A 4,651-nucleotide genomic window follows, 5' to 3' on the forward strand; every position below is an offset into this window, starting at 1 on the left:
GACCGTGCGCCATGGGCGGGTCGCGTCGGGGCTGGCGGAGCTGGAGCGGTGGCTTGCCGACCAGGTGCGGCAGGGGCTGGCCGGAGCCGCCGAGCACGACTGGGAGGGCCTGGCCAAGCGGCTCGTGGACGCCCAGGCGCCCGGAGCGGCGGGCACCGTCTCCCGGCTGATCCGGGTCCGTTCCGAGGAGGGCTGGCCGGGGCGGCTGCTGGAGGAATACGCGCTGCTCAACCTGCTGGCGGTCGCCTACCGGCGGCGGGCCGGGCTGCCCGCGGCGCTGGCGCGGACCGTGCTGATCCGCGCCGGGTTCCCCGTCACCAGGGAAGAGGTGCTGGCCCAGCCGGCCGTCCGGGATCACTGGGATGTCCTGGGCGGGCGCGACGAGGTGCAGGATCGGCTGACGGCGCGCAAGGTCTGGCTGCGCGGGCGGGCTACCCAGCGTCCCGCGCTGATCCTCTCGTTCGCCCCGCAGGGCCAGCCGCTCGACTCCTCCCTGGTCACGGGCACCACGATCGAGGCCGACCTCACCTATTATCCGGGCGCCGCTCCGCTGCGCGCCCTGGTCGCCGCCCGCCACGGCACCGTCCCGCCGCCGCCCGGGCGCGGTCCGTCCGGTGCGCGTGGGTCCTCGGGGTCGTGCGGTCCGCCGGGGGTTTCGCCGGAAGAAGCGCTGGACGAGGTGGCCGCAGCGCTGGCGGACGATCCGTGGACGGAGTCGTGGCCGCTGGTCCTCAGCGGCGTCGTGCCGGAGCGCACCGGGCTCGGCGGCCTGCCGCTGCACGTCAGGGCCCGCGACCCCTGGCGGCTCATCGCCGTGTCGGGCGGGCGCCCGCTCACGGTGGCCGTCGAGTGGACCCCCCAGGGCCTTCGGCCCCTGACCACGTGGGACGACGACGGCAGGGCGGTGATTCTCTGATGGGCCGGGAGCGGGCGAGGAGAGGACGGGCGGTGATCCTGTGACCGGGTGGGAGGAGCTGGCATCGACGGCGCTCGTGGGCACCGACCGCAGGCCGTACGACGGGGATCTGCTCGCCCGCGCCGCCGTGGAGGTGGCGCGGCGGCGGGCGGGCCGGCCACTCGGGCAGGCGCCCCAGCAGCAGCCGGCGCCCGCCGAGGAACGGCCGGCCGTCGGCCGCCGCGCGGCCGGGCGGCTGATGCGGATCATGGGCGGCGAGCAGGAGCGGTTGCTGGGGGAGTGGCTGGCCGCGGCCGCCGCGACCGGCCGCAGGGTGCCCCCCTACGCGCTGCCCGAGCTGCTCGAACGCGGCCGGCGCGACCGCTCGATCAGGGTGCACCTGGGCGTTCTGGCCGGGCGGCGCGGCCGCTGGCTGGCCGGGCTCAACCCCGCCTGGGCCTACCTCCTGGAGGAGCCCACCGGCCAGACCTGGGAGCTGGGCTCGGCGGCGGACCGGCGGGCGCACCTGCGCCGCGTCAGGGCGGCCGACCCCGCGCGGGCCCGCCGGCTGCTGGAGAGCACGTGGGGGAGCGAGACGCCGGACGACCGGGCCGAGTTCGCGGAGGTGCTGGCCGACGGGCTGAGCATGGACGACGAACCGTTCCTTGAGCAGGCGCTCGACGACCGCCGCAGAGAGGTGCGCCAGACCGCCGCCAACCTGCTCACCCGGCTCCCCGGATCGCGCCTGTCGCGGCGCATGGCCGAGCGGGCGCGGGCGTGCGTGACCATCGCCGGTGAGGTCATCACCGTCGAAGCCCCCGAGCTCTGCGACAAGGCGATGGAACGCGACGGCGTGCGCGCCAAGCCGCCGAGAGGCATCGGCGAGCGGGCCTGGTGGCTGCAGCAGATCATCGCCCGCGCCCCACTGGCGAGCTGGGGCCACCCGCCCGCCCGGCTGCTCCGGATGAAGATCCTCGACTGGGACGCCGAGGTGAAGGCCGCCTGGGTACGCGCCGCCGTGCTGCAGAAGGACCCGGAGTGGGCGCGGGCGATGTTCGGCCGGGACCCGATCGCGGACCTCCTCGAATGCCTCCCGCCCGACGAGCAGCAGGAACTCGCCGCCGACTTCGTGAAGAAGCACGACCTGGACAGTCAACTGATCATGGTGCTGGGCGGCGTCTCGTCCCACTGGCGCGAGGGCCTGGCCACGGCCGTGCTCCGCAAGATCGTGAAGGTGGCCACGACGCAGCCGTGGAACCTCGGCGAGCTGGTCAAGCTGGCGGGCGAGCACATCGACCCGGCTCTGTTCCCGCTGGCCGAGAGCTACTCACCCGTGGAGTCCATCCAGCGGGTCGCCGCCCTGCTGCGTTTCCGCGCCGACATGTACGACGAACTTTCCGCAAGTGAACGAAGCGAGGAGACCATGGAACGACCGGCGAAGGAGGGCGCATGACGGTTCTGCGCCCGCACGCGGAAGACCAGTACGCCGAGGAACTGGCCGTCCTCGCCAAGGACGACGACCGGCCGAGGCCGCCCGGCTGGACGTTGTCGCCGTGGGCCGTCACCACCTACATCCTGGGCGACGGCGACCGCGTCACCCCGAAATACGTGGGCGCGCGGCGCATCGTCGAGGTCGCCGTCGCCACGCTGGCCACCGACCGCGCGCTGCTGCTGCTCGGGGTGCCCGGTACCGCCAAGACCTGGTTGTCCGAGCACCTCGCCGCGGCCATCAGCGGCGACTCGACGCTGCTCGTGCAGGGCACCGCCGGCACCGCGGAAGAGGCCGTCAGATACGGCTGGAACTACGCCAGGCTGCTGGCCGAGGGCCCGTCGATCGAGGCGCTGACCCCGTCGCCCGTGATGCGCGCGATGGCCGAGGGCCGGGTCGCGCGCGTCGAGGAGCTCACCCGCATGCCGTCCGACGTGCAGGACGCCCTGATCACCGTCCTGTCGGAGAAAACCCTGCCGATCCCCGAGCTCAACCGCGAGGTCCAGGCCGAACGCGGCTTCAACGTCATCGCCACCGCCAACGACCGCGACAGGGGCGTCAACGAGCTGTCCAGCGCGCTGCGCCGCCGTTTCAACACGGTGGTGCTGCCCGTTCCCGCCACCGCCGAGGAGGAGGTGGACATCGTCGCCCGCCGCGTCACCCAGCTCGGCGCCTCTCTCGACCTGCCCGCGACGACGACGGGGCTGACGGAGATCCGCCGGGTGGTGACGGTGTTCAGGGAGCTGCGCACGGGCGTCACCGAGGACGGGCGCACCAAGGTCAAGTCGCCGAGCGGCACCCTGTCCACGGCCGAGGCGATCTCCGTACTCACCAACGGCATCGCGCTGGCCGCGCACTTCGGTGACGGGGTGCTGCGCCCGTCCGACGTGGCGGCGGGAATCGTCGGCGCGGTGGTCCAGGAGCCGGTGTCGGACCGGGTGGTGTGGCGCGAGTACCTGGAGACCGTCGTACGCGAGCGGTCGGACTGGCGCGACTTCTACCGCGCCTGCCGCGAGGTTTCGTGACCGCCCGCCCACCCGCCGGCGGCGACCGGCCCGGTCCCGGGGCGGCGGGCGTGCTCAAAGCGGGGCGGGCGGACGTTCACGTGCTGGGCGTGCGCCATCACGGGCCGGGGTCGGCACGGGCCGTGCGCGACGCACTCGAACGCCTGCGGCCCGGCGTGATCCTCATCGAGGGCCCGCCGGAGGCCGATCGGATCGTCTCGCTCGCCCCCGGCATGGAGCCGCCCGTCGCGCTGCTCGCCCACGTGCCGGGGCAACCGTCGCGAGCGGCGTTCTGGCCGTTCGCGGTGTTCTCGCCCGAATGGCAGGCCATCCTGTACGCCACGTCGGCGGGCGTGCCGGTACGCTTCTGCGATCTGCCCGCCGCCCATTCGCTGGCGGGTGACGGCGACGAGGAGGCGCCCGGCCTGCGGGCCGACCCCATCGGGGCGTTGGCCGCCGCCGCCGGCCACGACGATCCCGAACGCTGGTGGGAGGACGTCGTCGAGCACCGCGGCGACACTCCCTTCGCGGTGATCGCCGAGGCCATGGCCGCGGTGCGCGAGGGGCACCGGCCGGACGAGCGGGAGGCCAGGCGCGAGGCGTACATGCGCAAGACCCTCCGCGCGGCGGTCAAGGAGGGTCACGAGCGGATCGTGGTGATCTGCGGCGCCTGGCACGTGCCCGCGCTGGCGGAGCCCCTGCCGCCGGTCGGCGCCGACAACGCGCTCCTGCGCGGCCTGCCGAAGGTGAAGGCGGAGCTGACGTGGGTGCCGTGGACGTACGGGCGGCTGGCCTCGCGGAGCGGCTACGGCGCGGGGATCGCCTCACCCGGCTGGTACCACCACCTGTTCGACGCGCCCGACCGGCCCGTGGAGCGGTGGCTGACCGCGGCCGCGGGAGTGCTGCGCGACGAGGGCCTGCCGGTGTCGTCCGCGCACGTCATCGAGTCCGTACGCCTCGCGCACGGTCTCGCGGCCCTGCGCGGCCGTCCGCTGGCAGGGCTCGGCGAGGTCACCGAGGCGGCCAGGGCCGTGTTGTGCGAGGGCGACGACCTGGCCGTGGAGCTGATCCAGCGGCGCATGGTCGTCGGCGACCGGCTCGGCCACGTCGGCGACGGCAACCCGATGGTGCCGCTGCAGCGCGACCTGCGCGAGCGGCAGCGGCGGCTCAGGCTCAAGCCGGAGGCGCTCGACCGGGAGATCGACCTCGACCTGCGCAAGCCGCTCGACCTCGACCGAAGCCACCTGCTGCACCGGCTGCGCC

4 protein-coding genes are annotated in these 4,651 nt (G+C 74.6%); all 4 read left to right on the top strand.

Annotated elements, in window-relative coordinates:
- Positions 1-916 (top strand): SWIM zinc finger family protein (locus E1267_RS42625; protein WP_132341846.1); only part of this gene is annotated, 916 nt, incomplete at its 5' end.
- 40 nt (positions 917-956) lie between these two features.
- Complete coding sequence (locus tag E1267_RS42630; protein WP_246064711.1) at positions 957-2,348, top strand: DUF5691 domain-containing protein; 1,392 nt, start codon at positions 957-959, stop codon at positions 2,346-2,348.
- Positions 2,345-3,409 (top strand): ATP-binding protein, encoded by a 1,065-nt coding sequence (locus E1267_RS42635; protein ID WP_132341848.1) that lies wholly within the window; start codon positions 2,345-2,347, stop codon positions 3,407-3,409. The genes E1267_RS42630 and E1267_RS42635 overlap by 4 nt, the downstream gene beginning before the upstream one ends.
- A 50-nt stretch (positions 3,410-3,459) precedes the next feature.
- On the top strand, positions 3,460-4,651 hold a 1,192-nt coding region (locus E1267_RS42640), incomplete at its 3' end, for a DUF5682 family protein (protein ID WP_246064713.1).

The organism is Nonomuraea longispora (assembly GCF_004348345.1).
Classification (GTDB): Bacteria; Actinomycetota; Actinomycetes; order Streptosporangiales; family Streptosporangiaceae; genus Nonomuraea; species Nonomuraea longispora.